The organism is Bradyrhizobium algeriense (assembly GCF_003062295.1).
GTDB lineage: Bacteria > Pseudomonadota > Alphaproteobacteria > Rhizobiales > Xanthobacteraceae > Bradyrhizobium > Bradyrhizobium algeriense.
In genome coordinates this window covers 139,052-166,014 of sequence record NZ_PYCN01000018.1, presented here as the reverse complement: position 1 = coordinate 166,014, position 26,963 = coordinate 139,052, and the positions used below count along the sequence as shown (strand labels likewise).

The 26,963-nt window shown below is 58.1% G+C and carries 20 protein-coding genes and 2 pseudogenes; 12 read left to right on the top strand and 10 right to left on the bottom strand.

Features of this window, described 5'->3' with window-relative positions:
* Window positions 1–875: 875 nt before the first annotated feature.
* Both C7G61_RS28460 and C7G61_RS28455 read right to left on the bottom strand, forming a co-directional pair.
* On the bottom strand, window positions 876–2,576 hold the full coding sequence (locus C7G61_RS28460; RefSeq protein ID WP_108519991.1) for an ATP-binding protein: 1,701 nt from the start codon (window positions 2,574–2,576) through the stop codon (window positions 876–878).
* The gene (locus tag C7G61_RS28455) at window positions 2,573–3,856 is read right to left on the bottom strand and encodes an SIR2 family protein (RefSeq protein WP_108519990.1); all 1,284 of its coding nucleotides are present in this window, start codon (window positions 3,854–3,856) and stop codon (window positions 2,573–2,575) included. Before C7G61_RS28455 ends, C7G61_RS28460 begins: the two co-directional genes overlap by 4 nt.
* A 161-nt stretch (window positions 3,857–4,017) precedes the next feature.
* Here C7G61_RS28455 and C7G61_RS28450 point away from each other — a divergent pair, with 161 nt between their 5' ends.
* Window positions 4,018–4,704 carry a recombinase family protein gene (locus tag C7G61_RS28450; protein ID WP_108519989.1) on the top strand — a complete coding sequence of 229 codons (687 nt, stop codon included), beginning with the start codon at window positions 4,018–4,020 and terminating at the stop codon, window positions 4,702–4,704.
* Between the two features lie 433 nt (window positions 4,705–5,137).
* Here the strand turns inward: C7G61_RS28450 and C7G61_RS28445 are convergent, their stop codons facing one another.
* Complete coding sequence (locus C7G61_RS28445; RefSeq protein ID WP_108519988.1) at window positions 5,138–5,638, bottom strand: hypothetical protein; 501 nt, start codon at window positions 5,636–5,638, stop codon at window positions 5,138–5,140.
* Between the two features lie 23 nt (window positions 5,639–5,661).
* On the opposite strand from C7G61_RS28445, the gene C7G61_RS28440 reads away from it, so the two are divergent.
* The gene (locus tag C7G61_RS28440; protein WP_145963700.1) at window positions 5,662–6,516 is read left to right on the top strand and encodes a hypothetical protein; all 855 of its coding nucleotides are present in this window, start codon (window positions 5,662–5,664) and stop codon (window positions 6,514–6,516) included.
* Window positions 6,517–7,023: 507 nt separating this feature from the next.
* The gene (locus C7G61_RS28435) at window positions 7,024–7,518 is read left to right on the top strand and encodes a helix-turn-helix domain-containing protein (RefSeq protein ID WP_108519986.1); all 495 of its coding nucleotides are present in this window, start codon (window positions 7,024–7,026) and stop codon (window positions 7,516–7,518) included.
* A gap of 307 nt (window positions 7,519–7,825) precedes the next feature.
* Here the strand turns inward: C7G61_RS28435 and C7G61_RS28430 are convergent, their stop codons facing one another.
* Both C7G61_RS28430 and C7G61_RS28425 read right to left on the bottom strand, forming a co-directional pair.
* The gene (locus tag C7G61_RS28430; RefSeq protein ID WP_108519985.1) at window positions 7,826–8,392 is read right to left on the bottom strand and encodes a hypothetical protein; all 567 of its coding nucleotides are present in this window, start codon (window positions 8,390–8,392) and stop codon (window positions 7,826–7,828) included.
* Between the two features lie 225 nt (window positions 8,393–8,617).
* Window positions 8,618–9,259, bottom strand: a complete 642-nt coding sequence (locus tag C7G61_RS28425) for a hypothetical protein (RefSeq protein ID WP_108519984.1) — start codon at window positions 9,257–9,259, stop codon at window positions 8,618–8,620.
* Between the two features lie 255 nt (window positions 9,260–9,514).
* Between C7G61_RS28425 and C7G61_RS28420 the strand changes: the two genes are divergently transcribed.
* Together C7G61_RS28420 and C7G61_RS28415 are read left to right on the top strand one after the other, a co-directional pair.
* A complete protein-coding gene (locus tag C7G61_RS28420; RefSeq protein WP_108519983.1) occupies window positions 9,515–10,015 on the top strand; it encodes a hypothetical protein in 501 nt (166 codons plus the stop codon).
* Window positions 10,016–10,192: 177 nt separating this feature from the next.
* Entirely contained in the window at window positions 10,193–10,423 is a 231-nt protein-coding gene (locus C7G61_RS28415; protein WP_108519982.1) for a hypothetical protein, read from the top strand.
* Between the two features lie 162 nt (window positions 10,424–10,585).
* On the opposite strand, the gene C7G61_RS28410 is transcribed toward C7G61_RS28415, so the two are convergent.
* From C7G61_RS28410 to C7G61_RS28400, 3 genes are all read right to left on the bottom strand, one after another.
* Window positions 10,586–12,478: a restriction endonuclease gene (locus C7G61_RS28410; protein WP_108519981.1), complete on the bottom strand. Its 1,893-nt coding sequence runs from the start codon at window positions 12,476–12,478 to the stop codon at window positions 10,586–10,588.
* A 1,193-nt stretch (window positions 12,479–13,671) separates the two neighbouring features.
* Complete coding sequence (locus C7G61_RS28405) at window positions 13,672–15,084, bottom strand: hypothetical protein (protein ID WP_108519980.1); 1,413 nt, start codon at window positions 15,082–15,084, stop codon at window positions 13,672–13,674.
* A gap of 5 nt (window positions 15,085–15,089) precedes the next feature.
* Complete coding sequence (locus tag C7G61_RS28400) at window positions 15,090–16,712, bottom strand: tyrosine-type recombinase/integrase (protein WP_108519979.1); 1,623 nt, start codon at window positions 16,710–16,712, stop codon at window positions 15,090–15,092.
* Between the two features lie 279 nt (window positions 16,713–16,991).
* Between C7G61_RS28400 and C7G61_RS44065 the strand changes: the two genes are divergently transcribed.
* The 3 genes from C7G61_RS44065 (at window position 16,992) to C7G61_RS28390 (ending at window position 19,471) form a co-directional block, all read left to right on the top strand.
* A complete protein-coding gene (locus C7G61_RS44065) occupies window positions 16,992–17,534 on the top strand; it encodes a hypothetical protein (RefSeq protein WP_145963699.1) in 543 nt (180 codons plus the stop codon).
* A gap of 420 nt (window positions 17,535–17,954) precedes the next feature.
* Window positions 17,955–18,926: a bifunctional riboflavin kinase/FAD synthetase gene (locus tag C7G61_RS28395; protein ID WP_108519978.1), complete on the top strand. Its 972-nt coding sequence runs from the start codon at window positions 17,955–17,957 to the stop codon at window positions 18,924–18,926.
* A 2-nt stretch (window positions 18,927–18,928) separates the two neighbouring features.
* On the top strand, window positions 18,929–19,471 hold the full coding sequence (locus C7G61_RS28390; protein WP_244608502.1) for a sugar O-acetyltransferase: 543 nt from the start codon (window positions 18,929–18,931) through the stop codon (window positions 19,469–19,471).
* Between the two features lie 25 nt (window positions 19,472–19,496).
* Here the strand turns inward: C7G61_RS28390 and C7G61_RS28385 are convergent.
* Window positions 19,497–19,936, bottom strand: a pseudogene (locus tag C7G61_RS28385) (RES family NAD+ phosphorylase).
* A gap of 9 nt (window positions 19,937–19,945) precedes the next feature.
* Window positions 19,946–20,488 (bottom strand): MbcA/ParS/Xre antitoxin family protein, encoded by a 543-nt coding sequence (locus tag C7G61_RS46180; protein WP_244608501.1) that lies wholly within the window; start codon window positions 20,486–20,488, stop codon window positions 19,946–19,948.
* A gap of 50 nt (window positions 20,489–20,538) precedes the next feature.
* Between C7G61_RS46180 and ileS the strand changes: the two are divergent.
* The 4 genes and pseudogenes from ileS to C7G61_RS28360 form a co-directional block, all read left to right on the top strand.
* A pseudogene (ileS, locus tag C7G61_RS28375) lies at window positions 20,539–23,526 on the top strand (isoleucine--tRNA ligase); the annotation flags it as partial.
* Between the two features lie 540 nt (window positions 23,527–24,066).
* Window positions 24,067–24,585 carry a signal peptidase II gene (gene lspA, locus C7G61_RS28370; protein ID WP_108519977.1) on the top strand — a complete coding sequence of 173 codons (519 nt, stop codon included), beginning with the start codon at window positions 24,067–24,069 and terminating at the stop codon, window positions 24,583–24,585.
* A 92-nt stretch (window positions 24,586–24,677) separates the two neighbouring features.
* Complete coding sequence (locus tag C7G61_RS28365; protein ID WP_108519976.1) at window positions 24,678–25,388, top strand: hypothetical protein; 711 nt, start codon at window positions 24,678–24,680, stop codon at window positions 25,386–25,388.
* 177 nt (window positions 25,389–25,565) lie between these two features.
* Window positions 25,566–26,957, top strand: coding sequence for a M16 family metallopeptidase (locus C7G61_RS28360; protein ID WP_420836803.1), 1,392 nt, complete (start codon window positions 25,566–25,568; stop codon window positions 26,955–26,957).
* Window positions 26,958–26,963 lie beyond the last annotated feature (6 nt).

Genomic DNA, 26,963 nt, shown 5'->3' with positions numbered 1-26,963 from the left:
CGGACGTATCAGCTTCTTGATCTCTCGAAGCGACGCCGCCCACAACGCAAGCGTCTCCTCAATCGACGCTGCCCGCGTCCACGATCTCCGAATCATGGTTGCCCATGGATTCAGAAACCTTCCAAGAACGCAACTGTAATGCTAGGTCCGGCGCGGACATAGGTCGGGGGTATTGAGCGCCACGTACAGCCCGTGAGAACGGCTTCCATTGCGCACGCGGCTTCGCTGGAGCTCTCGCGAGAGCGTGTGGAGGCCAAGCGGGCGTCCCGGGAAAATGAGCGACAGTTCGGTGGGTAGTGCCTGACACCAGCTTCGTCTTTGATAAACCTAACGTTTTCGCTACCGCAATCTCGTCTTTTGTACCTGCCTTTTGGTATTTTTTGGAAGCTGGGTTCTGAGCGGTTGTACAATCTCCACCAGTTGCCGATTCGATTCGCGGCCGGAGATTGTCATGCCCGAAAGAAGCACGCGCGGTGGGCCTCAAGCGGCCATCGCGACCAATACTTACTGGCGCTCGCTTAGCGACGAACAGCTACTGGACATATCGTTCACAACCTCCGACCCGGAGAGCCTAACTGGTCTTCTGGAGGAGGTTCCCGACACTTCCGGTGCTCTCCAATCGTGGAGTACGCCTACGACTTCCGGGGGTCCAAAAGAGCCTTTATCCGTTGCGCGCATTGTCGATACCCCAATCATCTCGCCGGCTACGTTGTAAAAACGCAGACTGGGAGCCGTTTCTTGGTCGGGCACGACTGTGGGGACAAGATTTACGGTGCGGACTTCGCTGGCTTCCGCCGCGACTATGACAATGCCCGCTCGGCGGCAGAAGACCTCAGGCGCTGGCCGGCCGATGCTGCAGCAACAATACCCGGCGATTAGTTCGCCTTCCGTCCTCGCCAGAACTTGTTGTAGTCGGGCCCTTTGGAATCAGGAGGAACTCGGGGCTCGTGGATTTGAACCGGCATAGGAGCTGGAAGGTCAGGCCCCACGATTATCGCTTCACCAGGTGCAAGCGTGGGAATGAACATTGCGGCGTTCTTATCTAAATCCCCGCAAGCGCGCTCGACCGCGTGACGATCCTCATCGTTAGTCAGACGATGCACGATCAGCGTACCCAACTGGCTTAGAACGTCGTGAGGGATATCTCTGGGGCGCTGCGTCGCCATTACGGCGGTCAGTCCGTACTTTCTCCCTTCCTTTGCAACGATGCCGAAGGATTCCAGCTTCACACTGGCGTATTCGTCTCCAACGGTCGTTCCGAGAAACTGATGCGCCTCGTCGAGAATAGCGATAACGGGACGCTTTCGAAACAACCCCCTCCTCGCCTCACTTAGAAGATAGCGACCAATTACGTTGAGAAGGATTTCTCGGGTATTGTGCTCGAAGTGCACAGACCGAAACGAGATACGGATGATGTCATCTTCGTCTTCTTCAAAAAACTTCGTTAGCACCTCAACCAACGAGGTTCCGGCCGTTTCAAAAATGCACGATAGTTGATGAGTGCCAATTAATGTTCGGATGCGAGCAACAAGGGTTTCGCAGTGCGCCACCGAATTATCCGGTCCACCCCAACTATTCGCATTAACGCCTTGACCGCTAGACCACACGCATTCCGCACTTAGCTGTTCTGCCAGACCTTCGATTCTAAAGTTGCATAGAGGAGAGTTGATCGCGTCTCTGTGCAGATCAATCGCATTAAGAAAGGGCTCTCTTGGTTGGAACGCTTTTTCGATGGTGCCGCGCTGCGTGAACACGACACCCTCGGGCGGTTGTCCCCGACATGCACGAACCAACTTGAGGCTCCGAATCGCCTCTCTGAGTTTCGGACCTTGTGACTGACCTGACGGACGAAATAAGGCGAAGAGATCCTCCTCGGTTGTTTGGGTGTAAGGGAAGTGCACTCGCTGCGTTCCATCTTCCCCTTCGTTGAAGGCATAGTGTTTTGAAATCGACGGCAGGCCGGCGAACTCGCCTGTGGGGTCAAAGAGTACACATTTTCCGCCACTGGCTTTGATCTGGTCCAGAAGAGTAGCAATGGTCCAACTCTTACCACCGCCCGTCGCACCAAACACACCGCAGTGACGGCCAAACAATTTCTCGGGAGGCAGCCGCAAATGCATTCCACTACCGGCGCTCAAATAGCCGAGATCAATCGAGAGCTGCCCCTCACTCGATAGCGCATTTGCCGCCAGTTCTCCGAACAATTCAGGCGGAGCCAAATAGACGGCGTCACCCACGCGAGGATGCGTCCTCAGGCCACGAACGAGCTTACTTTGCTTTTGATCAACGGAAGCAAGGAGCTGAATCCTTCCAATAGGATGCGGCACAGGCGCAGCTCCCATCGTTGGCTCCACACTCAAGCGCTCATTATCGGGAAGCTTAACCTCGATAATCCTTCCCAAAAGCTTGGCACTTTCACAGTCTACAAACACGAAATCGCCGACAACACCGCGTGCAAGGGATCGACGTTCTGGATGAGCAGCGGCCTGAGGCAGATTGGCTTGCGCGATGGCCGCACCAACAAGCGTGATCGTCCCGACGTAGCAGCTTGGATCGACAAGGCTGTGCAAGGTCATTTCGCGTCGCCCGGTGCAGGCTCGTTCAAAACCTTAATCCGTTCCGCGTGACGCTCACGCTCCGTTTGAGCGACGAGGTCGGGGATAGCCTGCGCAAGATCATCAAAGCGGCCATTCAATAGCGTTATTCGTTGATCGCCAATATCAGCAAGACGTTTTAGCTTAGAGAAGCACGCGCTGACATTCGGTCGTGCTTGGGCAGTCGTCGCCAGCGCAAATTGATCCTTGTCCAACTCCTCGTCAGCCAGGAATGCGATGTCACACGCCACGATGCGTAGCCTCATGTTGGCCTCAAGCGCGGCCATTATCGGCTTACTGATGTGATCGTCATTGAAGCCAAATCCAGAAACGATCAAGGCGGTGTCCGGTTCGCGCAAGGCCGTCTGCAGCGCGGACATCATATCCAAGTAAGGCGTCTCGAACGCCTCCTGATATTTGCTGTCTCGTGGATATATGAGAGCTGCGGCCCCGTCCGCTTCACTGCGGGACCGTATCAATTCCGTGCCTTTGCGTCGCCAGTCTATCGAGCCATGGAGCTTGTGCAGAAGAAAAACACTCTCGATGTAGTCCGCTCCCTCGCTGGCAGCCTCTCGACGTACGATGTCGTATGAGAAATGCCCCCGGTCGTAAACTTGCGGCATTGAATGGGAAAATCCGTCGATCACGGTGAAGCGGAGTGCTCTGGCGGCGTACTCAAAGGCCAAGTCGTAATTTGTGGTGAACACTCGTGCCCGCGGTTTCCTTGCCCCGCGCCGCGCAATTTTCCGCAAAATAGCCTGATGCGCAGATAGGTCCGTGTCGTCACTCACGAAATCAACACGGGACGCGATGGTCTTTTCGGCCAGTGCTATGAATTCAAGAACGTCTTGCGCCTTTTCAGGCCCAAATAGCTCAAGGTAGATTTTGCAGTGAGTTAGAAATTTTTCGATGTTCTTTTCAGCGACGATTGGTTTTGAGAGGGGCATATAGCCAGAGATTTGATCAATCGTGCGCTGCGTTGTCGCTGACGCGACAGCATCCCAAAGGTCCTTCATGCCGGGCGCCCTAAGCCCGTCTGGCCCGGTGTTCTTGGCACAGAAGGAAGAGCCTGCCCCAGTCAGGAGGAGGAGGTTCGAAGCGTTTAGAACGGCAGTCAAAGATTGCTCGACTAAGTGCGAACTGCCACGTTCAACCACTTCGCCTTTGTCATTTTTGGCATCGTCATATGCACTCCAGCCAGTTTCGCGCGTGTAGTGACGGATATTGCTTGCTGACGCTGGACGATCATCCCAGTAGCTCATGCATTTCTCCAAACAGCCTCAGCGAAATCCTTTCCAGTAGTTGGGCATGACCAATCGAGGCATGCAAATCGGAATCACAGGGATTCAAAGTTGTGCATTGAATTTTGCCGGTCCGCCGTATCTAATTCTCAGGAATACGATACACTTGAAAGAGCTAACCAATGGGAAAAGCAGCACAATCGGTTCGGGCGTTCGCCTATTTGAGGACTTCCTCAGCCACCAACATCGGTGAGGACAAAGACAGCGGGCGCAGGCAGCATGAAGCCATTGAGACCTATGCCAAACGCTCAGGTGTCGAGCTGGTAGGCACCTATAACGATGAAGCGGTGAAAGGCTCCGATCCTATCGACACAAGGCCCGGCTTTGCGGCGATGCTGGAAGCGCTTGAGGCAAACGGGACCAAAACCATCGTCGTGGAGACCGCCAACAGATTTGCTCGTGACCTAATGGTCCAGGAGGTGGGCTTTGCAATGTTGAGGGCGCGCGGCATCGACCTCATAGCCGCCGATAGCCCGACATCCTTTCTGGACGACACGCCGACCGCCCGTCTTATCCGGCAAGTTCTCGGGGCAGTCTCCGAATTTGAGAAGGCTATGCTGGTGGCGAAACTCAGAGGCGCGCGAGACCGTAAGCGCCGCGCTGGCGTCAAGGTCGAGGGTCGCAAGTCGATTGCCGAAGAGAGGCCCAAGACCGTCGAATTGGCCCGCAAGCTAGCTCGGGCTCGACCCAAGGGGGGCAAACGGTCGCTTCGTGAAATCTCCGCAGCCCTCGCAGATGCGGGCCATAGGACCAAGGCAGGTAATCCGTATGCCGCCACGGCCATCAAGCTCATGCTGGCCGCACGTTAGGCGCATGGCACGCGAAGTCTATCAGCAACATCCTTGAGCGCACATAGGGGCTATCATGCACATAGTCGACGGAACGGCACTTAGTCTTTCTCGCCACCATCTTGGTCGCGTTTGAGCGCATTGGGCTCGCGGTGATCGTTGGGGGCATTGGGGTCTGGATGGCAGTGCGGTGCATGTGAGAGCAACGCTCGGAGGCAGCCAGTGAAAATCAACGGGTCCCATCTGGCGATATGGGACCCTAATGGCCCGCAGTCTTCGAGCGATTTCGAGTTCCTCGACCTTAAGGCCCCCCGCCGCCGCCGAGGTTACAGCAGCAGCGTTCAGTTTCCCGCAGGTCCCCTAAGTGATCCTAAGGTTCTGCGGTTGCAATGAGGAAGCCGCTCGAATACGGACCTCCGAACGGACGCACGACTCAAGGCCGTAGGATGGAGAGCTAATTACCAAGGTTTTGCGTCAGCTTCTCTTCGCGAACAAAGTTGAACTCCGCTTGATGAATGATGAGAAACGGGTTCGTGCTGCGTTTCCAAGTCCACTCTTCGAAACCATCAAAATCAAAGGGTCCTAGTTCGAGACCAACCGTTGCGCTTGAATGTCCTCCGAGCTTTAGCCGCTGCCAAATGTCGTCAAATAGCGCTTCCGGTATAGCAACCCCGCCGCTGAGAAACTGCCCGAAGTCATCTTCCGCGCTCTCCCCAAAGTAGGAAAAATAGCCGCGCGCCTCTCGCGGGATTTCGGGTACCTTCCAGTCGTGATGTCCTCGTACAATCGCTAGTTCGGTTCGCATCCCTTCCATTCGGCCAGCTTTCTCAATGATCAGATCCCGACCGCTCTCTTGAACTGTGGCTTGAAGGCGAAGCGACATCTGCCGCTCGGTGTGAAGTGTCTGTCTCCAAGTGACGCGGTCCCAATAAAGCGTTGCTGTATTCAGGTTCATTGCTCGTAGCCTCAGTGCTCGAAATGGCCAAAGCTGCCGCGTTCAGCCCTTCAAAGGCGACCGCCAAAAGCGCTTTGGGGGCACTACAGCTTGATAGAGATGTAACCTTATATCAACCTTCAGGTTGTGATACCTTCGAGTCGGGGGCTATCGTGCGGGACTTTATCCTTAAGTTCGTTAGACTGCTTCTCGGCAACGCTTGGAACCGCGGGGCTCTCCTGCTTATCGCCGCAGGCACAGCGGCTTTGACGGGAATGGTCCAATATCTGGTACAGCCCATAGGGCAACTTTTTGGTCTTACAGTTACAATTCCGGACACGCCTCCGTGGATCGGATTTACACTCATCGGTATCGGTTGCACCTTCTTTGTCTTGGGCCGCTTCATTGTTGATCGGAATGCTATCAGAGAAACCGACCGAAATGTTCTCGGGGAAAGTGATCGAACATCAGTTGAGAAGCTGAAGAAGCTATTTTCGACTCCAGAAATCAGGCGCGCACTCGAAACGCTCCCGTCATCTTACAGTTTTCCGACGGCAGCCCAGTTGCAGGCTGTGAACGATCCTTCGGAACAAGCAGCAGCAACACTTCGAACCTTTCTGCAGCAGACCAGAGACATCCGCTTAGAAGATGCCGAGCTCAAGGAGCTTTATGGTCAAATCATTCAACGGAGCCTTCAGCTCCTCAAGCGGTTGAGCCTTGAAGAGATTGCGTCATTATCGGATCACGCAGGCCTTCAAGTTGGAGAGCGCGAAGAGACACAAGCGGTAGGTTTTCTAGGTCATCTCTCGGAAGCTGAACCCGACACCTCCGAACTCGGCAACTCTGAGCTTGTCGAACGGTTCTTCGAAGTGGCGCGTCGGCGCACTGCTGGCGATTAAGATACCATTTTAAGAGTCGACTTCATTCCAATCCAAATGGGTGTCTATTCGTTTGAGCACCCGCTTTATTACGCGACCGAAGTAAGGCGCTCGTGTGCGGGTCTTCAAACGCGCTCAAACTTCGAGGTGTTGCGACGGTAGCCGGTGGCCAACGGCAAGCAAAGTTCGCGAGCAACATCCTTGAGCGCGCTAGGGGTACTACCATGCACCGGCAGAACGTCTCCCACCCCGCCCACCCCCCTCAGAAATTTGGGTCCCATCTCGTCCCATGGGACCCTTTTTGAACATCACTGACGATGCGGTTTCAAGTTCCTTCGGTTAAAGGCTGCTGCCGCCGCCGAGCTTACGGCTGCAATGTGTGCCACGGGGATTTGCATCCAGCTCGCATGGTCGCGGCGGCTCACGCTCTTAAGAAGCCCATCCCGCATGTGTCAGCGAAGGTCGCAAGTAGCTGCCAGAGAGTAATCTATTAGTACGAGTGCTGGTCTGCTTTATTCCGAGCCTCACATGAAGGAGCGCCCGGTGCCTAATGAACTTCAAGACCAATTTCATGAGCTATCATCTCGGCAGCGAGTTTTAGTTCTGCGTTTTGCCATAGCACTTCAGGTGCTGCAGGAGCTTTACTATCACCTCTCGTACGATCAAGCGTACACGTTCCTGGCCGTTTGGGCTGAGGAGGGACTTCCCGTGTCTGTGCTGGCGCGCCGCTGCGGTATAAAACCGGTCACTGTCTCAATGCACCTGCGTCGACTAACTTCGCGTGTCGTAAGGCGTAAACCTGGTTTCGACCTTCTTACCGTCGTCGATAACAGGCTCAGTGACCTACGGTTACGTCACGTTTTCCTGACGGAACGTGGGCACCGCCTCGCCGCTCGCATGATTGAGGTCATGAAAGACAATCCAAGGAAGCGAATTGGCCCGATGGGTGAGTTGTTCTTTGAAGATGAAGTCCAAGGCTCCATTTGGTCGGAGGAAGCAAGCGATGCTCCGCACTCGCGGTGAACTTCTGCGACGCTGGCACTCCTGCCTCTAGATGAAGAGTCACGCGAGCATCGACGGCCCGAGATGGCAAAAGCCTACGCGACCATGGGACCCTTTTGGATCGTCGGTCGTGGCCAGATTTCAAGTTCCTTGACTTTAAGGGCCGCTGCCGTCGCCAAGCTGACAGCAGGCTGAACTGAGTAGTTCTTATGTCGGCTTTACTTGCGCATACGGAAGCTGCCCACAACCATGGAAGGTCTGCAAAGTGCCACGAACCGGCACTAGACCTCACCCGATCACCAACAACCGAACGACTCATTGCGAATAGTCAGCCGACGACCGCCTTATCTGCCGATGCTTGTTTCAGAGCGGCAGCGAGGATTGACGACCGACCCTTCGCTTCCTTCAGGCCAACTTCAATTTGTTCTGCCAAATGATCGGTGATCTTTTGTATCGCAGCACCAAATATCTTCATGAGACGCTTCTCACCAGCATCAAATGTACTCAGGTTTCTGCACAGTTGGACTAACGTATCCGAGCTGAGTCCAAGATTCTTTGATGAATGAGCAAACTTGTTCCTGATCTTGCGGACTGTTTGCGCGTCCCGGTGCAGCGCTTCCGTAAGTACATCCAAGGCCAACGCGATGTCGATCTTGCTCCTAAGGGTGCTCAAGGGACCGTAGCCCTCGAAAAGAATCCCCTCCATTTTTCGATCCATGTTCGGCATCTTTGAACAAAGCGCAATCCGAAGATGTTCTTCGAGCAGGGAAGTGTACCGGATTGCACTGCTCGCTTCACCATCCAGCAAAAGTACTTTGGTACCCTCCACAAGTGCCTGGAGGTCCTCTCTGCTGACTGAGGTGCTCTCATCAACATTTTTGTCTTCGCCAGCCATACTGCATCCTTCTTCGTACTTTTGAGAAGCTGCTTTTTGCGAAATGCTTGAAGTACTTTGTAGCTCGCCAGAACGCGATAAATGACGCAAATACAGAGCTAGGTGTCGATGTCCCCTCGGGGTCAAAAGCTGCCTTGACGGCTGCGAACGCCCCTTCTGCTTTGCCCCGATCAACGGACATCAGCCGAACGGCTCGGCTAGTCGGTTTCGTGCCAGTAGCGGTCATCAAATTGCTGACCCAGGCTCGCTAGAGTGCCCGTTCAATGCATTTTGAATGATAAAGATGGCAGTGGCACCTTCCATACGCCCAGAGGAGGGCAACTGACCAGCCAAAGCGGTAACGGCCCGCCACACGTCGGCCTGATCCATTGCGGCGCACGCCTCCTTGGATTGCTCCCAAAAAAGTCGTTTTGCCTCCTGTTCGTTCAATCCGACCTCTTCACAGGTTCTGGAGACCAACGCGCGGTCGTCGCTGCACTGATTGTCCCACCAGACGGAGTCAAAGGGGACTTGCCTAAACTTCGCTTCAGCCGCTGCGCCAGCGGCGGTCTCGAAAAAACGCACTCTCGCCCATTCTAGTGGATCAATTTTCCTGAGGGAAAATATGGTGAGTCGCTGTTCCAGAGTCCACGGCGTGCCTTCCATGATGCCGAGACGTTCTCCAGCTTCCTTGAGCCCAGGCATGTGTGGTAGCGCCATCACGGAGACATGTGGATTGCCCCCGTCTATCTGTATCCAACGGATAGCATTCGCGTTGGTGATGCCCACGCGCCCTATCGACAAAACGCGGGCGACGGCATGACCACACTCATGGAAGGCAATGTCTTTGCGTGCGCCCCAACCGATCCTTCCGTCCCAACCGAACATTTTCCTCCCACCTTTCTCGCAAAAGCCTTCCCGAAACCTTTTATATCCACGATGCCTTCGATAGCGACTTCAAATTGGATGTCCGATGGGGGGCAAAAGCTGGCATGGGGCGACGGCAGGTCAAGGTCCGCTAAGGCCAAATGCGGAAGTCTCGGCTCCTTTGTCCATGCATCCCCATTTCCGACCTTCTGCTGCGATCACCGGCTTCTATGCCATCGCCGACAGTCAGTGTCATCCATGAGGGGGAACGAGGGCGTGACGAAAGAGGAACGACGACGCAAGCGCAAACCGCTGCCGGAGCCCGATCACATGCTGCTTGCGACTGTGAAATCGGTCACGGTGAGCTACTATGTGCACAATCACGGCGATGGCGTTTCGGACGAGGCGATCACCGATGTGCTTTGCGGCATCGTTAAGACGACACCCGACATGCCCAAGCACCTCGGCAGAGAAGTGACCTGCTCACTCATGTGCTCGCGCCAATATGCTCGCGTCGATGATCCTGACGAAAAGGGCTGGCCGCGCATTAGCAAGGGTCAGACTGTTCCGGAAAGGCCGTTCCTACTCAATATGCACCTCCGCAACGATAGCAGATCGTTTTCCGCCTACTTGCCCGAGGCTGCATACTGGGCGCTGCAGGCCGACCTGAAGAGCGGGCGGTTGAAGTTCATTGAGGCGAGGTTTATGAAGCCGCGCCATGGCAACGGTAATCTGACCGGCATCAACTTCTCGGAAACTCCGCCGGAGGAACCGTGAACAGCACCCGCAAGCATGTTCCGGCCATCAGTTTCGCCTGCACGGTCCGCTGTGGGTCAACGACTGACCTTCGGTCCCCTCTGAGCCATTTCCGTTCAGCCCTCAATAGCGGACATTCGCCACCATGGTCATTGGGGTGTCATCACGTACCTTGGTCCACATAGAGAGGAGGACATGATGACCGGAAAACTCTCGCCCGAAGGTGAAGTCATTGCAGCATACGGAGCGGCTATGGTCGCGGAGTTCCAGGTGCTTATCAACTGCCTTGAAGAGAGCGACGTGCTCCCCCCGAAACAGTTTATTGGGGCGCTCGGCGTGTACACGGAAATGGTGAAGGGCCGAAAAGGTGACGTGAGCGATATGACGCTTGCGGTGCTCAACGACATTCGGGCGGCTACACAGGATTAGCCTTTCCGAGCGCGAGAAACGAAGGGTCTCCTTTCGACCACCGGGGTCCCAAATGGACGAGTTGGCGAACTCGATTTCAAGTTCCTTTGCTTAGTGGCCCCCGCCGCCGCCCGAACTCACGACAGAATTAATTTCGGAAGTGAGTGAACCCGGCTTGGGTAATCACGCAGCGGGCTCAATTCTGAATGAATAACCATGCTTAGTCAGAAGGGCCAAGAGGTTTTGGCCGTCAATTAACGACAGTGGCTTGTTCGCAGCCCACTCGTGCGCATCCCGCCCGAAATGGCTTGTTGTAACGAGGATACCTCTGTTTGCCCCTTCGTTCATAACGGTGCCGTAAAGCTCCCGCACGGCGGCTACGTCTACCGTGTTGGAATAACGCTTCGCCTGTACTACAATTTTTCCGCCGTGCAGCGGGTCTGAATTGAAGATGACTGCGTCTACACCTCGGTCTCGACTGGCCCGCGTTATCTTCACCTCAGCGCTCTTGCCTGCGTATTCTTTTGCGAGCAGCTCTCGAATTAAATGTTCAAAGTCCTGCCAGTCCATAGCTGCAAGGTTCTGCCCTTGAGCCATCCCGTCGAGGACATCCCTGCCCGCAACGAACCTTTCGTCCTCTTTGTCCAGCCGAATTGCGGGTTCTATCGGAACTACTTCGGCGACGTTATACACGTATGCACCCTTGAGCGCTCGAAACGCTTCCAGCGCATCAGCTCGTTGTAGGTTAATTTCAACGACGTCGTGTTTCGATACGGCGAGAGATGCAACAAACGCATCTTTCAATTTACCCGAAGCGGGATCAAAAAACCTCGACCAACAATTCACGGCTATCCTATCGACATCATCGCGAAGGTCATTCCGGGCAACATGATGCGCCAGCTGCAGGGCGACGGCTGGAATGTATCGACGATGAACAGCCTCCGCATCCCGTTTGGCTGGAGGCCGCTTGCTGTCCGTGCGCACAACTGAGACATCAGGAAGTGATGGAACGCACTGGTTTACCTGAAGTACACGCTCCTGCTGATCGTAAAGTACTTTCCAAGGATAATCCTTAGGAACAGGAAGAGGCAGGTTACAAAGCGCCAACTCAAAATGAGCACGCACACCACTTTGGGTTCGTTCTCGATACCCTTCTTGTACTGACTTGATGGGCTGAGTAGCTTTTTGGCACTCCCGTTCGTATTTCATTTTTGTTTGCTCGAACTCTTGAAGAAGGGCGGTTTCAGCATCTCGCCACTTCAACGACAAATCTCCCAAGTAAATCTCCATCAGCTCCTGAGCCTCGAGAGCCGCCGCGTGTTTCTGGTCGAACGACGTTTGGACTTGAGACGCTAGTGAACTAAGATTGGCAACGCGCGCGAACTCAGCCTGATAAGCTTTCGCCTGAAGCTCGTCGTGAGCGTCCATTTCTACTCCATTAACTCCAACCAGCCGAACCGGAGTTTTCGGTGGAATTTTCACGTTGGGAAAAGTTGGCTTCGCTTTGGGCGCTTCAGTCGGCAAGTACCGATAACTTGCAGGCTCGCAAGGGAAGTCGCACGCACCACTAGCACGGGAGTAAAAATGTGAAGCGTCCAAGCCTCCCCTCATAACCACGTCTTCTGATGTAAGCGTAATCTTTCGAGGCTCGGTGTTCGACAACGTGCCGGGATGCGGACGAACCAAGTCGAACATGTTGGATGGATATACTAGTGCACGGAACCTTTTGTCGACGTACTGAGGGAGTTGGGGGCGATGACCATTCGCCAATACAACGTAATCATCCAGAAGCGCGAAGACGTTACGAAAGGCATCCGGGTTGGGAATACCGACGATCCTGACTGGGTTTTGTGCTCGATAATCCTCAATTAGCTCTTGCTCCGCCGCGGCAAGGGCCAAGGTTCGTGTTCGTTCTTCGCTCGCTGCACGTTCGGCTTTGATCTTCTCACGGGCTCGCTTCTGTTCGTCGAGCGACTTTGAAACTGAATTAACCCCCTGAGAGACCGCCTGGATCACGAGGAAGCAGACGTAGCCGACAATGGCCAGCACGGCAGCAGCAACTATTAGATAGTTCATCCCCCGACGCTCCCCTCACACGGAGCATAGTTTCGCACCTTCGCACAGGCGGCAAGATATCACTTTCGATGGGCCGCTCACCTGCTTAAAACCCGCTCCTTTTATCATCGCAAATCCGCATACTCTGATCAGGTGCACCATCCCTTGCTGAAGGGCACCGCGTGCTTAATCGTGTCATGCCAGTTCGGAACGATGTTCACCGATCCCGCCCCTCCACATTCGGTGCAGACGAGACACCAGCCCACACGCGACCAAGGGCGATCCAAGGGAAATCTGTCGAGCCTAAAGTCCACGGTGCGTTTGCAGTCCCCATTGAGGCACTGAATGTTGCAGGTGACGTGACCGCCTGCGATCCACTCGGCGGGGCTCCCCGGTGGAAAATGACCGGCCCATTTCGTGTATCTGCGTCGGGGCATCGTGCGATGAAAGCAGCGCCAGACACGAGCGGCAAATTATCAATCCCTTCGGGCCGTTGGGCCTACTTGAATACGGCCCGTCGTGGGTGTGGATTGGTTCGCAATCACGAGCCTAACTATCCCCGCAAAAACCGATGGTGCCTATTTAGACCGACTTGAGACGAGGGCCGTCCCAAGTGCCCTCGGATCCTCTACGGGACTCACTGGTGCGACTTGCTCGGACGCGGCTGGAAAGGACTCAGGCCCGCCGACGAGTCCCTCGGCGCTCCGTTGGGGCCTCCACGTGGTCCGATGCCTGCACGCTATCGATGCGTCCGGCCCGCTCTGATACCTTAATAACAACTGGAAATAAGCCTCCTTGAAGCCCCAGTTCCTCTAGGTTTGGCGGGGCCGGCAAAAACGTTTTCAGGGCATCCTCTCGGGTCGCCGGGCCATTGGGAATCGCGCTGGCAGTCCTTTGCCCGCGAAGGTCCTAGGAAGCCCAACGAGACTCACTGGTGAGTCCGCGCGTTTGGGCCACCGTCTACCGGGTCGCGCGGGAAACGAATCTCGAGTCATTTCTGGCCGTTTGGGGACTCATAGGCGGCCTAGGTTGCCCGGCGAGCTGTCTTCCCACCCGCTTTGTTACTTTGCAACACACCTTGCTACACCGTGCAAACATTCGTTCCATGATATGGTAGGGATGCGCGCCGTGATGACACAGGTTAAGCCACCAATAGATAGATCATATAGATCAGACACATAGGTGTACTTGGGTTAATCTGAGGCCTACAGCCTTCAGAACGGTTCAAGCCTGCTGACGTCCAGTTTAGGCATCACTCCGGTATGGGTCCGGAATTGATGTTTGAGAGCATCGACGGCGACCGCCTCCCTGCTCTCTGGAACGATCAGACTATCGTGGACGGGCATGCTGGGAATACCTCTTCGCATCAACTCCTGCATGGTCCCGATTATGATCTCGCTTTCCACAAACATTAGGTCGCCCCAGTCTCGGACACGGCCCCTAATCTTGTCCCCCAAGCGTTGAAGGATCGGGTGGCGTCGTAGCACTCGCTCCCTGATCCCGGACATTGAGTACGCCTTGGGATCGAACGCGTCGGGCGCCATACCCTTCTTCTCCAAGCGCTCAAGAAAGTCCTGTTTGAACTTCTTGGTCCACATAGTGAGCAGTTGACCATTGCCAAACGACGCATTGATCCAGAACTTCGCCACCTGCCGGTCGAGCTCCTTGGGGCCAAGGATGTCCCGATAGGCGTCGGTGTCAGTGTCGAGTTGCTGATCGCACCAAGCATAAAAAATGCTGAGATACGACGATGAGATGTCAATCTCGACCACACCCTCACCGTCAATCCGCATCTCAAGCCGCTTCACCTCGCTGAGGTGCTGGTAACAGGTTGCGTCTTGGGGATATGAGTACAGGCGTCCGCCCTTGTTCCATCTGTACGCCTGCAAACTGGTCGCTTGGTGAAACTTCCTGACCCAGCCTAGATGTCTGATCGTCGGATGCGCGAGGGCGTGCTGAGCAAAGAAGGTGTTTAGTTCGGCGACCTGTGCCCGAAGCTTCTGCACCTTGTCCGTGTCAGGTGTCTTTTGCGGCGGTGAGGTAAGTTGCACCAATTCCGACGGCATCACAGGCTTGAACCGGAAGTGCTCGTGGACGGTGTCCGGTGTCACACCATGCGCGGCGCACGCCGCCAAGAGAGCCGGTGAAGCTCTGTAGCGAGTGAGCTTGCCATGCATCGGGCCGGGATTACTCAAGCCGCTATACACTCCGGGATACCCCGGCTTATGCTCAACCAAGCCCGCCTCAGTAAGCGCAAGACGCACGCTATCGAACATACGCCATTTGACGTCTTGGCCGGTATAATCACTCTTCTTGAGTGAACATCTAAGCCAACCCTCGCTCCGATCGCGTTCGACTGCAGCGAGCAGATCGGCGACGAATGCGCCTACGGCGTTCGCATAGTCGACCAGCGTCTTGCGGCGCGCGTAAGCCTTGCCCTTCGCCGCTTGCGGCCTCGGATAGCGCTCGGCCAAATCGCCCATGAGCATGAAGGCCCCTCGCGTTTTCGGTGTTGCACGTAGGGTCGCTAAGGGCGCGTTGTCGAGCGCTTGGCGTTCCTCCCGTGGCGTCTTCGGTTGCCATGCGGGACGTTCCTGCGGCTCCCAGTTATCCGAGTTCTCTGTCATCCTACTCAATCCAACTTGTGGCGTGGAAACTTCTTCAACGCATTAGCCATGTCTTCAGCGGTTGGCTGTCCGTACTTCCTTCCTTCGCTGGCCGGGGCGTGGCCCGTGATGGCGTCGTGCACTTTCTCCGTGATCCCTACGCGCTCGGCAATCTGCTTGAATGTATGCCTCCACGCGTGCGTTGGGCTCAGTTCGGGGTCAGTCACGCCTTGCTCTCGTACCCATTCCGCCAAGTCTCCGCGCACGTTGCCCGCTCTGCTCCGACTGGGGTTCATTGGATCGCTGCTGGCCCGGTGCGGCGTCTTATCGTCGTAAAATAGCGCGCCCTTCCCAACCGAGCCGACCATTTCGAGAAAGCCTTGGGCGATCAGATGCTCATGGAGTGGCACAACACGCGTCTTCCGAGTCTTGATTGTGCCCGCATCTGGCATGAGCTTCATGAAATGGAAGCTGCCCCGCTTCTCCACGTCCTCTCCACGAAGCTGAGTGACCTCACCTGCACGTGCCCCTGAGTAAGCACAGACCCAAGGCACCCAGCGTTTCGCTCGGTCCAAAGGCGTCTTGGGGTTCTTGATAGCCAACGCGGCCTTCAGGACCGTGCGCGCTTCTTCCTCGGTAAAAGCTTTTGTCTCGCGGCTTCTGGCTTTTCTGGGAACGTCAACTTTGATGTCAACGAATGGGTTTTTCCTCACGTGCTTGTGCTGCGCGCCCCAACCGAAGACCCGTCGAGAAGACGAAAGCCAAACCTCGCGCACGGTGGTCGCGGAACGTTCTTCAGTGACTAACCCCCGCACCCATGCACGCGCGGCATCCTCGCTGATCCCATCGGCACCGACATCCGCAAAATGCCGCTGCATCTCAAGGAACACGGCGCGCCAACGTTGCACAGTGTTGTCTGCGGGTTTAAGGGCCTTCACGAATGCTTCAAACAAATCCCAGCAGCCGATGCCTGTGCCTCGCGTCGGCCCATCGGTGAACGCAGGGAAGCTTTCCGGGGTATCGTCACGGGAGTAGTCGCCGTTGGCGCGCCGTTCAAGCAACGTCATGGCGGGCAAGAGATTTTCGCTAACTGCGTCGACAAAGAGTGCATAGGCGGTGGCGTTAAGCGCCTTACCCTCGCTGGCAAGAAATGTCGCCACACGCGCCAACTCGGCAACCTGCGGCCTCACTGCTTCGCGAACCTCGGGCTCCTTTTGCCATTCCCAGTGAGGATCAGCCTTGGGGTTCTCGTGGTAGCTTTCGGGTGCCTCGGGGTAGATCACGTTCCACACGAGGTGGTCACTCATTTCCCGCCAACGCTTCGTCGGACCTGGGTCTTCTTCATATTGACCGACGAACCACATATACCATCGGCCCGCGAGAGCTCTCGCGATTAGCTTGGTGAGTGGCTGACCCTCGCCAGTCTTCTTCGCTCGCAGCGTCGCGATGCGGGTCTCAACCTCAGCTGCCCACTCCCCGAGCTGCGCCTTCGCTTCATGCCGCGGCGTGTCCGCTGGCAACTTCAGGTGCGCTTCGCGCCGAACGCGGAACAATCGTGCGTACTCATCCCGCACGTCTTCAGGGATGCCCTTTCGGGCAAACCAGCGTCCATCACGAGCACGAGTTAACGCAACCATCCGCAGAGCCATTTGTAGCGCCTTTTGTATTTTTGAAGGCGCAAATACGTTTGGCTTATCAGTAAGATGCTGAGAGCGTGGGGCAATTCAACTGAAGTGGTACAGTTGGGTGGGTTCGAACCACCGATTGTTCCTCAGGCAAAACACCTCAGTAGGTTTATGCGAGCTTGCAGCGATTTCGCGCTAGTCGCCTTCGTTTTCCGATGTGAGCAATATTGGCCAGCGACTGCGAAACTGGAGGGCAGACAGGATCAACCATCACCGCCCCGCTTCGGCATTGGAGCTAGTTTCATGAGCAAATCACCGCACCGATCATTCACGCGCATCACCCGGAACGATCTTGCTCGACTTGCGCGAATTGCTCTCGATGATTTTTCCGATCTGTGCCGACGACAGAAATACTCCCGTCGATACGCGGATCGACTACAGCTGATCTGTTTGTGCCAAGGCGCTGCGCGTCACTACGTCCATGGAGACCGCGGCGTCCAGGACTTCGATCTATGGGGTTTCTTTGAAGAAGTCCGCGGCCATCCCTTTCCAAGTCGGCGATCCGGCAAGCATGACTTTGGACCGTCCAAGTTCGGACACAACCCCGACGATGGCGATGCATTCAAGGGGCGTCGGGTAGATGTGATCGGTCGGTCAATCAGCATGCCCAAGAACGAGACGCCAATAGAAGCTGTACAGAGTTATCTGCGTGACGCGGCCACGGTGAGCGCATCCCTCTTGGCGGAACGGCCCGTCATAGTCGTATGGCCCCGCAAAAACTGCGGTAGGGTCATCTGGGATGGGGTTATCAGCCCTTACGGCCTGACAGCTTGCGGAACTGGCTGAAGCTCGTGTTGACGGTCCTGACCGCCGCCAGCTTGAGCGCCAGTGGACGGCCTTCTCGGCACCATGCTTGTCGAACAGCTGATGCAGCTTCTCTTTCGCCGATCCGGGGCGGTGTCCCTTGTAACTACTACGCTCTCATAAGTAGTATCTTTATCTTAAGTGCACTACAGATTGGACGGAAAATCCCCCTAAAGGGGGCATTGTCTGGAACCATTGCCGGCATCTAAATCGTTGATTTAGCATGGCTTTCCATAACCTGCCGTTAAGCAGCCCGTTAATCGGGAACAGGCGGATTGAGGTCGTTTTGATACGACCCCGCCCGCTTGACTTCGAAGGCGCCGCCGCGTCACGGTCCGGCCGCGCTCGCCGAGACCCAAGAATCTCCGAAGAACCCCGAAGAATCCGTGCAGAATCCCAGAAATGACCACTGCTTTTACCGTTATCCGAGACACCACCCCTGCCGCCGAGATCCCCCGCGGGGCCGTGGTCGCCATGGGCAATTTCGACGGCGTTCATCTCGGCCACCGGGCCGTGATCGACGCGGCCTTACGGATGGGCCGCGCCCATGGCAGGCCGACATTTGCCGTCACCTTCGAGCCCCATCCGCGCAGCTTTTTCAGCCCGAACAGCCCGCAATTCCGCCTCTCCGACGAGGCCAACAAGCTGCGGCTGCTGGCCGGGACCGGACTCGACGGCGCGGTCGTGATGACCTTCGACAAGACCCGCGCCGGGACCTCGGCGCAAGATTTCATTCACCATGACCTGATCGAGCGCCTCGGCGTCAGCGGCATCGCGGTCGGCTACGACTTTCATTTCGGCAAGGGCCGTGCCGGCACGCCGAGCCTCTTGGTCAGCGAGGGGCCGCGGCTTGGCATCGAGGTCGACGTCCAGGCCCATGTCGATATCGAGGAGCGGCCGGTGTCCTCCAGCGCGATCCGCATGGCGCTGGCGGAGGGCCAGATCGACGAAGCCACCGCCATGCTGGGCGGACCGTGGTTCGTGAGCGGCGAGGTGATCCACGGCGAGAAGCGCGGCCGCGATCTCGGCTACCCCACCGCCAATATCCGCCTCGACAAGAATTGCAGCCTCAAGCACGGCATCTACGCGGTGCGGGTCGGCCGCGGAGCCGAGCGGTTCGACGCGGTCGCCAGCTTCGGCCGCCGCCCGACTTTTGATAACGGCGCGCCGCTGCTCGAAATATTCCTGTTCGATTTCAAGGGTGATCTCTATGGCAGCACGCTCGACGTCGCCTTTATCAGCTTCATTCGCGACGAACTTAAGTTTGACTCAATCGACGCGCTGATCCGGCAAATGGACGACGACAGCGCGCGAGCCCGCGCGGCCTTGGCCGCCGAGCCCGATGCATTCCCCAAGCTCGGAGTAATCGGTTAAGCATGACCGAAAAAGAGAAGATGCTGGCCGGCGAACTGTATCGTCCCGGCGACTCAGAACTGCAGGCGGATGCCGCCGCGAACAAGGCCTGGCTCGCACGCTACAATGCGGCGCTCGCAGCTCCCGTGGCTGAGCGTCACGCGCTACTGTCGGCACATTTCGGCCGTGTCGGCACCGGCGCCGTGATACGCCCGCCGTTCTTCTGCGACTACGGCTACAACATCCGGCTCGGCGACGAGGTGTTTCTCAATTTCAATTGCGTCATCCTCGACGTGGTCGAAGTCACGATCGGCGACCGCACCCAGATCGGCCCCGCGACGCAGATCTACGCCGCCGACCACCCGCGCGACGCCGAGACGCGGCGGACCGGCCTTGAATTCGGTCGCCCGGTGCGAATCGGCAGCGACGTCTGGATCGGCGGCGGCGCCATCATCCTCCCCGGCGTCACGATCGGCGACGGCGCGGTGATCGGCGCCGGCAGCGTGGTCACGCGGGATGTCGGCGCGGGCGTCATCGTTGCAGGCAACCCGGCCCGGCCGCGCTGAATTGACTTGCTAAAACGGCTTCGTTTCAGCCGAGCAACCGAGGATCGAAGGGCGCTTTGAGGATTTCCGCCACGGTAATCTTTGCAGCGTCCATGTGCGCAGGATTCAGCAGGAAATTACTACCTTTCCCGCTGATTGCCGACGGCACCCGCAACAATGCGGTCGTTGCACGATCAAGCCATTGATCCCCGATTTCCCGGCTCGCCACGGTTGCGATCGCCAATCTGGTGGCAGCTCCACGTCGATGGTCTCGACGGCTATGTCGGCGGGAAGAACAATGCGCAGCAATTGATAGGTAGCCGGAATTAGATCACGGTCCATGTGGACCAGCATCTCAAGCAACGCGCTGGATGGATGATCGGCGAGATAGACGATCCGCCGGCCTTGCGAGTGCCACCTGCCGGCTGCCCTCAAACCACCGATCCCTGAAAGATCGGCATAGTTCGAAATACGCCAAAGCTCCATGTTGCGAGCTCAGGCAAAAATTCCGTGATCGATCCGTTCAAGCATTTCTCGGACGACTGCCGTGCCCAGTTCATCCTTTAGGAGGTCTAGCGGCCTTTGGCCGGAAAGCGAGGAATTCGATCGCGTCAACCAAGCTTCGGCCTTTTCCCCGTCACCGAAAACGCGCTCGGCCAGCGTTCTGATATCAAGAAGCCGAACCAACACCTCAGGTCCCGGACCACCTACCAGCGAAGCAATCTCGCGCGAAAAAACCGGCAATTCCTGCACAGCCTTCAAAAGAATCCCGCTGGTCAGATCTCCGTGCCTCCGAAGCTCCTTCAGCTCTTCCAAAACTTCAGCGGGCGATGTGCTCATGAAATTCTCTCCATCCATCAATAAATTAGCGCCTTTGGAGGAATCCGCAACCGCACCTTGGCCCAATATGTAGCCCTTTGCGATTCCCGGGTTGGCTGCTATGGAAAGCCCCATGTTTGCGCGGCGCACCATCAGCATTAGCGGCCCGGCTTCCGCCTGAGCTTTGGCTCGGCGCAAGACCGGGATTTTCCTGTTCACCCCGCTATTCCCCGCGTTTTAGCGCCGTTACGAGCCAAACCAGAGCGTTCATGTCCCAAAATCCGCAAAAGTCCGACGTCGTCACCGACTATTCCAAGACCCTGTTCCTGCCGCAGACGGAATTTCCGATGCGCGCCGGGCTGCCGCAGCGTGAGCCGGAAATCCTCAAATACTGGAACGAGATCGACCTCTACGAAAAGCTGCGAAAGGACGCTGCCGGCCGCGCCAAGTTCGTGCTGCATGACGGGCCGCCCTACGCCAACGGCAACATCCATATCGGCCACGCCCTGAACAAGATCCTCAAGGACGTCGTCACCAAGAGCCAGCAGATGCTCGGCTTCGATTCCAACTACGTGCCGGGCTGGGACTGTCACGGCCTGCCGATCGAATGGAAGATCGAGGAAGAGAACTACCGCTCCAAGGGCAAGCCGAAGCCGGACTTCCGCGACTCCACCGCGATGGTGGCGTTCCGCAAAGAATGCCGCGCCTATGCGACGCATTGGCTCAACGTCCAGCGCGAGGAGTTCAAGCGGCTCGGCATCATCGGCGACTGGGATCACCCCTACGCCACCATGAGCTATCCGGCTGAAGCGCAGATCGCGCGCGAACTGATGAAGTTCGCCGCCAACGGCACGCTCTATCGCGGCTCCAAGCCCGTGATGTGGAGCGTGGTCGAGAAGACCGCGCTGGCCGAAGCCGAGGTCGAGTACGAGGATTACACTTCGGATCAGGTGTGGGTGAAATTTCCGGTCACCTCGCCGGCACATGGCGTGCTGGCCGAGGCTTCCGTCGTGATCTGGACCACGACGCCGTGGACGCTGCCCGGCAACCGCGCCATCTCGTTCTCGCCCAAGATCGCCTACGGTCTCTACAAGGTCACCGATGCGCCCGCTGACAATTGGGCGAAGACCGGCGATCTCCTGATCCTCGCCGATGCGCTCGCCGGAGAAGTATTCAAGCAGGCGCGCGTCACCGCCTATGAGAAGGTGCGCGACCTGCCGGGCGACACGCTCGACGCGGTGGAATGCGCCCATCCATTGAAAGGCTTCAGCGACGGATATGAATTCACCGTGCCGCTGCTGCCCGGCGACCACGTCACCGACGACACCGGTACCGGCTTCGTCCATACCGCCCCTGGCCACGGCCGCGAGGACTTCGACGCCTGGATGGCCAACGCGCGCGAGCTGGATGCTCGCGGCATCAACACCGCCATCCCCTACACCGTCGACGAGAACGGCGCCTACACCGACCACGCGCCCGGCTTCACGGGAAAACGCGTGATCAACGACAAGGGCGAGAAGGGCGACGCCAATGACGCCGTGATCAAGGCGCTGGTCGAGGCCGGCAAGCTTCTGGCGCGCGGCCGGCTCAAGCATCAATACCCGCATTCCTGGCGCTCGAAGAAGCCGGTGATCTTCCGCAACACGCCGCAATGGTTCATTGCGATGGACAAGGACATCGCCGTCGACGGCACGACCAAGCCCGGCGACACGCTGCGCGCCCGCGCGCTGCATGCGATCTCGGTGACGCAATGGGTGCCGCCCGCAGGACAAAACCGCATCAACGGCATGATCGCCGGACGCCCGGACTGGGTGATCTCGCGCCAGCGCGCCTGGGGCGTGCCGATCGCCGTCTTCGTGCGCGAGAAGGGCGATGGCGCAGCCGAGATCCTGCAGGACGAAATCGTCAATCAGCGCATTGTCGAAGCCTTCATGGAGGAAGGCGCCGACGCCTGGTACATGGACGGCGCGCGCGAGCGATTTCTTGGGGAGCGCGCGGCTGAGGAATGGAAGAAGGTCGACGACATCTGTGACGTCTGGTTCGATTCGGGCTCGACGCACGCCTTCGTGCTGGAAGACCGCCAGAACTTTCCCAACCTCGGCAATATCGTCCGCAAGATCGATGGCGGCGACGATACCGTGATGTATCTGGAAGGAAGCGACCAGCATCGCGGCTGGTTTCATTCCTCGCTCTTGGAAAGCGCCGGCACCCGCGGCCGCGCGCCGTATGATGTGGTGCTCACCCACGGCTTCACGCTGGACGAGAACGGCCGCAAGATGTCGAAATCGCTCGGCAACACCGTCGAGCCGCAAAAGGTGATGAAGGATTCGGGCGCGGATATCCTCCGCCTCTGGGTCTGTGCCACCGACTATGCCGACGACCAGCGCATCGGGCCGGAGATCCTCAAGAACACCATCGAGACCTACCGCAAGCTGCGCAACTCGATCCGCTGGATGCTTGGCACGCTGCATCATTTCAATCCGACTGATGCGGTCGCCCATGCCGACATGCCCGAGCTGGAACGCTTGATGCTGCATGAGCTCGCGAAACGCGCTGCTATCGTGCGCCAGGCCTATGCCGAGTTCGACTACAAGACGGTGGTCGCAACGCTTGCGGCGTTCATGAACACCGAATTGTCGGCGTTCTATTTCGACATCCGCAAGGACGCGCTGTATTGCGATCCGCCGTCCTCGGTCACGCGCAAGGCTGCGCTGACCGCGATCGACGTCATCTGCGATGCGATCCTGCGCTGGCTGGCGCCGGTGCTCAGCTTCACCTGCGAAGAGGCATGGCGGATGTACAGGCCGGACGCCGAGCCGTCGGTGCACCTGACGCTGTTCCCGGAAGGCTTTGACCAATTCCGCGACGACGCGCTCGCCGCGAAGTGGGAAACCATCCGCGATGTCAGGCGCGTGGTCACCGGCGCGCTCGAACTCGAACGCGCCGCCAAGAACATCGGCTCCTCGCTGGAGGCGTCGCCGTTGGTCTATGTGTCGGACAAGAACATCTTCAACACGCTGTTCGATGTCGACCTGGCCGAGGTCTGCATCACCTCGAACGCGATGGCGACCAACGACGGCGCGCCGGCCGGCGCGTTCACCCTTCCCGACGTGCCCGGCGTCGCCGTCGTGGTCGAGAAAGCGGTGGGCACCAAATGCGCCCGGTCGTGGAAGATCCTGCCCACGGTCGGCGAGGACGCGGAGTATCCCGACGTCTCCCCGCGCGATGCACAGGCCTTGCGCGAATGGAAGGCGCTGATCGAAGGCGAAAAGCCGGTCGATGCAGTCAAAGCTTCTGCCGAGCCTGTCGCATTGATCGAGACGCAACACGTAGAACCAGCACCGGTAAAGGAAACGCCTGAACAAGCCGGTTCGGAAAACGTGACGGCTGCCAGGCCCGACAAGAAAGTCAGGGCCAAGAAGACTTTGGAAAGCGCGGAGGCTGAGGAAGCCGAGAGACCGGTCAAGGTCAAGAAGGTCGCAGCGGCCAAGAAGGCTGTCGAAGCCGAGAAGGCCATTGAAGCCGAGAAGCCCAATATCAAGAAGCCCAAGGCAAAAAAGGCAAAAGCCAAAGCCAAGAAAGCCGTAGTCAAAAAAGCTGTAGCCAGGAAAGCCAAGGCCAAGAAGGCTGCCAAATCCAAAAAGGCCTCTTCGGCAGCGAAGGGGGCCAAGAAGGGGGCTACAAAGAAGGCGGCTACAAAGACGGCGGCCAAGCAGGCAAAGAAGAAAAAGACGACCAAGAAGCCGGGAAGGAAGCCCCCGGCGACCAGGGCGAAAAAGAAGAAGAAGGCCAGATAAGTGTCTGGCCTCGAACACCCGCGAACCCCTCACCTCCGCGTCGGCGTCATTGCCGCGATCGCGACGCTGGTGATCGATCAGGCCTCAAAACTCTGGCTGCTCTATGTGTTCGACCTCGCTCGTCGCGGCGCGGTCAGGGTCACGCCGTTCTTCGACCTGGTGCTGGCCTGGAACGTCGGGATCAGTTTTGGCTGGTTCCAGACCGACAACCAGCTCGCCCAGGTCGCGCTGATGGCGATCAAGGCGATCGCCGTGATCGTGCTGGGGATCTGGATGACGCGCTCCAGCACCCTGCTGGCGACGCTGGCGCTCGGGCTGATCATCGGGGGCGCCGCCGGCAACGTCATCGACCGCTTCCTGTATGGCGCGGTGGTCGATTTTGCCCTGTTCCACATCGAGATCGGGGGAAAAACCTTCAATTGGTACGTGTTTAACCTCGCGGATGTGGCCATTGTTGCCGGGGTAGCGGGCCTATTGTATGACTCGTTCCTGGGGGTACCCGCCGCAAAAGCGCCCTGATCCCGGCCGATACGAACCCCTGCGGTATGGAGCCATCACGCCCCTTAAACCGGCCCCCGCGTGTTGCAGAAATTGTGAATGGGAACAGCGCGATGCGCGAGACCGAAACCCGCTTCTGGATGCTGCAGACCAGTTCGCTGAGCCGGGCCCTGCGGTTCGCCGCCATTGCCCTCGGCATCGGCCTCGTGATGGCCGCCGGCTCCGTGCGCGCGGATGACGAGGACGAGGACGACAAGACCTTCGAGGAAAAGATCATCGAAGGCATCATGCGCGGCATCGGCGGCACCAACATGGAAAACCGCGGCATCGAGTACCGCGAGCGTTCCCCACTGGTTGTTCCCCCCAAGCTCGATTTGCCGCCGCCGTCCGGTACCTCGGCCGAAGTGACGGCGCCGAACTGGCCCAAGGATCCCGACCTGCAGCGCCGCAAGGCAGCCGTCGCGGCGCGCAAGAAAGAGAACAAGGACCCGCGCGAAGCGGCCCGCATCCTGACGCCGGCCGAACTCGCGGTGGGCAAGACCGCGGCGCCCTCGCGCAAGGACAACGATCCGGTGCAGCCCGGTACCTCGAACAACAATCCGATCCTGAGCCCGTCGCAGCTCGGCTACAACGGCAGCTTCAGCGGCCTGTTCGGCGGCAGCAAGGCCGAGACGGCACCGTTCAAGGCCGAGCCGACGCGGGATTCGCTGACCCAGCCTCCGCCCGGCTACCAGACGCCGTCGCCGAACTACGCCTACGGCACCGGGCCGAGGGAATCGCTCAACAAGGAATACAACCCGTCCAAGGGCAAGTATGGCGATTAGTTAAGCATGGCGATTTGTTAAGCTGATCTCTCGCCTTCGTGACGATTGCTGGTGCCGGCGCGGTGTACGATGCCGCAGCTTGATCCCGAACGGTTTTGTCGGGTTACTTCTAACGTTTGCGCGAATTCCTGTCGCAGGACCGGTCACCAGCTTTGCGGCATGCGCGCCAGATAGGTCATGATGTCCTCACACCGTTTTGCCGCCTCTCTCGTTGCAGTCTTCATCTCGACGTTTGCATTTTCCGCCGGCAGCGCATTCGCCCAGACCACGGTCACGTCGGAACGTCCCGCCAGCTTCACCCTCGACAATGGCCTGCAAGTGGTCGTGATCCCGGATCACCGCACGCCCGTCGTCACGCAGATGATCTGGTACAAGGTCGGCTCCGCCGACGAGACGCCGGGCAAATCGGGACTGGCGCACTTTCTCGAGCATCTGATGTTCAAGGGGACGGCCAAACATCCCGCCGGTGAATTCTCCCAGACCGTGCTGCGGATCGGCGGCAACGAGAACGCCTTCACCTCGCTCGACTACACCGGCTATTTCCAGCGCGTGCCGCGCGAGCAGCTGGCGAAAATGATGGAGTTCGAGGCCGACCGCATGACCGGCCTCATTCTCAAGGATGAGAACGTGCTGCCCGAGCGCGATGTCGTGCTGGAAGAGTTCAACATGCGCGTCGCCAACAATCCGGACGCGCGGTTGACCGAGCAGATCATGGCGGCGCTGTACCTCAACCATCCCTATGGCCGGCCCGTGATCGGCTGGCGCCAGGAAATCGAGAAGCTCGACCGCGAGGATGCGCTGGCGTTCTACAAGCGCTTCTACGCGCCGAACAACGCGATCCTGGTGATCGCGGGCGACGTCGACGCCAAGGAAGTCCGCCCGATGGTGGAAAAGGCCTATGGCGGCATCCCGGCGCAGCCGGCGATATCAGCGCAGCGCATCCGTCCGCAGGAGCCGGTGCCTGCCGCGCCGCGCACGGTGACGCTGTCCGATCCGCGCGTCGAGCAGACCGGCCTGCGGCGCTATTATCTCGTCCCCTCCTCCGCAACGGCTGCGGCCGGCGAAGGCCCCGCGCTCGACGTGCTCGCGCAATTGATGGGCGGCGGCTCCAACTCCTATCTCTACCGCGCACTGGTGATCGACCGCCCGCTCGCGATCAGCGCCGGCGCCGGCTACCAGGGCACTTCGCTCGATCCCTCGCAGTTCTCGATCTCGGTTTCGCCAAAGCCCGGCGTGGAGTTTTCGCAGATCGAACAGGCGATCGACGGCGTGATTGCGGAGGTGATCCAGAATCCCGCCCGCGCCGAGGATCTCGAGCGGGTCAAGACCCAGTTGATTGCGGAAGCGATCTACGCCCAGGACAATCAGGCCACGCTGGCGCGCTGGTATGGCGGCGCGCTGACGACGGGGCTTTCCATCGACGATATCAGGAGCTGGCCCGAACGGATTCGCGCTGTTACCGCCGAACAAGTCCGCGACGCCGCCCAGAAATGGCTCGAGAAGAACCGCTCGGTGACCGGCTATCTGATCAAGGATGCCGCGCCGAAACGTGAGGAGAAGCGCTCGTGATCCGTC